Annotated in this window: 3 protein-coding genes; 2 read left to right on the top strand and 1 reads right to left on the bottom strand. The window is 75.1% G+C overall.

Annotation, left to right across the window (positions count from 1 at the left end; genetic code table 11):
* The coding region (locus JZ5iCDA_RS16585) for a YibE/F family protein (RefSeq protein ID WP_069388132.1) at positions 1-1,266 on the top strand (1,266 nt) is incomplete at its 5' end.
* Here the strand turns inward: JZ5iCDA_RS16585 and JZ5iCDA_RS16580 are convergent.
* Complete coding sequence (locus JZ5iCDA_RS16580; protein WP_069388130.1) at positions 1,238-1,711, bottom strand: Lrp/AsnC family transcriptional regulator; 474 nt, start codon at positions 1,709-1,711, stop codon at positions 1,238-1,240. The genes JZ5iCDA_RS16585 and JZ5iCDA_RS16580 overlap by 29 nt on opposite strands.
* 140 nt (positions 1,712-1,851) lie before the next feature.
* Here JZ5iCDA_RS16580 and JZ5iCDA_RS16575 point away from each other — a divergent pair.
* On the top strand, positions 1,852-2,946 hold a 1,095-nt coding region (locus JZ5iCDA_RS16575), incomplete at its 3' end, for a thiamine pyrophosphate-dependent enzyme (protein ID WP_069388131.1).

Genomic DNA, 2,946 nt, shown 5'->3' with positions numbered 1-2,946 from the left:
GCGCCTGCCCGTGCGCACGCCCATGCGCACGCCCATGCGCACGGACCTGTCGAACCCGCGTCGCGGCGCGTGCGCCTCACGCTCGCCGCGCTGCTCGTCCCGCTGCTCCTGGCGACGCTCGCCGGGCTGGTGGCGCTGTGGCCCGCGGCCGACGACGTGCCCGCCCGCATCCCGGTCGCGGCCGAGGGCAGCTCGATCCTGCGCGCCACGGTGACGGGCGCGGCCGACGAGGCCGCGAGCGTCGTCCCCGCGCGGCTCGACGACGGCTCGCGGGCCGGGGGGCAGGACGTCGGCGGCGAGGACATCACCGTCCAGGCGCCGCCGGAGTACCTCGCCTACGGGTTCGACGAGGGCGACCGCCTGCGCGTCCTGCACATCGCGGGCGCGGAGGTCGGCGGCGGGACGCCGTACGTGTTCCTCGACTTCGAGCGCGGCCTGCCCATCGGCGTCCTCGCGGTCGCCTACGCGCTCGTGGTCCTCGCGGTCGCTCGCTGGCGCGGGCTCGCGGCGCTCGCCGGGCTGGCGGGGGCGTTCGCCGTCATCGCGTGGTTCACGCTCCCGGCGCTGCTGACCGGCGAGGACGCGCTCGGCGTCGCGCTCGTGACGTCGTCGCTCGTGATGTTCGTCGTCCTGTACGTCGCGCACGGGTTCACGGCGCGGACGTCGACGGCGCTCCTCGGCACCCTCATCGGGCTCGCCCTCACCGCCGTGCTCGGCTGGTGGGGCGCGGGTGCCGCGAACATCACGGGCCTGACGTCGGAGGAGTCGTTGTGGACCCCGCAGTACGCGCCGTCGCTCGACATCCAGGGCGTCGTGCTGTGCGGCATCGTCCTCGCCGGCATGGGCGTGCTCAACGACGTCACGATCACCCAGGCGTCGGCCGTCTGGGAGCTGCGGGCGGTCGCACCGCTCGCGTCGCGCCTCGAGCTGTTCACGCGCGCCATGCGGATCGGGCGCGACCACATCGCCTCGACCGTCTACACGATCGCGTTCGCGTACGTCGGCGCGGCGCTCCCGCTGCTCATGGCGGTCTACCTGTCCGACCAGAACCTCGCGACGAGCCTGACGTCCGGCGAGATCGCCGAGGAGGTCGTGCGCACGCTCGTCGGGTCGATCGGCCTCGTGCTCGCGATCCCCGTCACCACGGGCATCGCCGCGCTCACGGTCCCCGGCACGACGTCCGTCGCCGCAGCGGCCGTCGGCGGACCGTCGGTCGCCGAACCCGCCGGCGAGGAGGTCAGCGCGCCCGACGCTGCTTCTCGATGAGCGGCCGCAGCCGGTAGGGGATGAGCTCGCCCATCGACAGCGACGTCTCGGTGCGCTCGACGCCGTCGATGGCGAGGATCGCCGCGTCGACGCGGAACAGGTGGTCGGTGTCGCGGCACGCGATCGTCACGCGCAGGTCGGCGGTGCCGCTGCGCCCGTGCGCCTGGACGACCTCGGGGATGCGCGCGACGTCCTCGACGATCCGCGCGAGGTCCTTCTGCCGCAGCTGGACCTCGACGAACGCCGTGAGCGGGTGGCCCAGCACGTGCGGGTCGATGCGCCGGTCGAGGTCGAGGAACGCGCCCTCGGCCTCGAGCCGGGAGAGGCGGGCCGCGACCGTGTTCCGCGAGAGCCGCAGCCGGTCGGCGAGCGCGACGATCGTGGCCCGCGGGTCGTCGGCGAGCGCGAGCAGGAGATCGAGGTCGACAGCGTCGGCGCTGTGCATGCTGCTCAGCCTAGCCGTGTGACGGCGACCACACTGCACGGTGCCCGGAGCATCGGTGGAGCCATGTGCGTGACGCGGGTTACGTTCGCCGTAACCGGGGCTCGACGGGGAGCCCCGGCCTCGAGAGGTGAGGTGGCGACATGTCCAGCGAACCTGCGGTGCGGACCGGCTCGACGGCGGCGACCCTGCCGGAGCAGCACGACGGTCACCGCGCGGGGACCCCGCGCGACGCACGGGCAGACCGGAACGACGACGCACCCACGACGGTGCGGCTGCTCGCGGAGGACGGCACGCGCCGTCCCGCCCCGGAGCACGACCGGTGGCTCGCGGACGTCGACCCGGCGGGACCGGACCGTGAGAGCGCAGGAGCCGCGCTCCTCACGCTCCACCAGGACATGGTGGTCGCGCGGCGGCTCGACGCCGAGGCGACGGCGCTCCAGCGCCAGGGCGAGCTCGCGCTGTGGCCGCCGCTGCTGGGGCAGGAGGCGTCGCAGGTCGGCTCGGCGCGCGCGCTGCGCGAGGACGACTTCGTCTTCTCCTCCTACCGCGAGCACGCGGTCGCGTCCGTCCGCGGTGCCGCGCCGGTCGACCTCGTGCGCGTGTGGCGCGGCGTCGCGGTCTCCGGGTGGGACCCGTACGCGATCGGGATGGCGTCGCCGCAGGTGATCATCGGCGCCCAGGCGCTGCACGCGACCGGCTGGGCGATGGGCGTGCAGCTCGACGTCGACGCCGGTCGTGTGGACCCGGCCGGCGGGCTGCCCGCCGCGGTGGCGTACTTCGGTGACGGCGCGATGAGCCAGGGCGACGTCAACGAGGCGTTCGTCTTCGCCTCCACGTACCGCTCGCCCGTCGTGTTCGTGTGCCAGAACAACCAGTGGGCCATCTCCGAGCCGGTCGCGCTCCAGTCGCGCGTGCCGCTCGTCGAGCGCGCCCGCGGGTTCGGCATGCCGGGCGTGCGCGTCGACGGCAACGACGTGCTCGCCGTGCTCGCGGTGACGCGTGCGGCGCTCGACCGCGCGCGCCGCGGGGACGGCCCGACGCTGATCGAGGCCGTCACGTACCGCATGGGCCCGCACACGACGGCCGACGACCCGAAGCGCTACCGCGACGCCGCCGAGGTCGAGGCGTGGGCCGGCCGCGACCCGGTCGCACGCCTCGAGGCGTACCTGCGCGGCGCCGGCGTGCTCGACGACGCCGCGGCCGAGCGGGTGCGCGGCGTCGCCGACGCGGTCGCC

It is taken from the genome of Cellulosimicrobium cellulans (assembly GCF_001722485.1).
GTDB lineage: Bacteria > Actinomycetota > Actinomycetes > Actinomycetales > Cellulomonadaceae > Cellulosimicrobium > Cellulosimicrobium cellulans_A.
The sequence above is the reverse complement of the archived record's forward strand: the minus strand, read 5'-3'. Positions and strand labels throughout refer to the sequence as shown.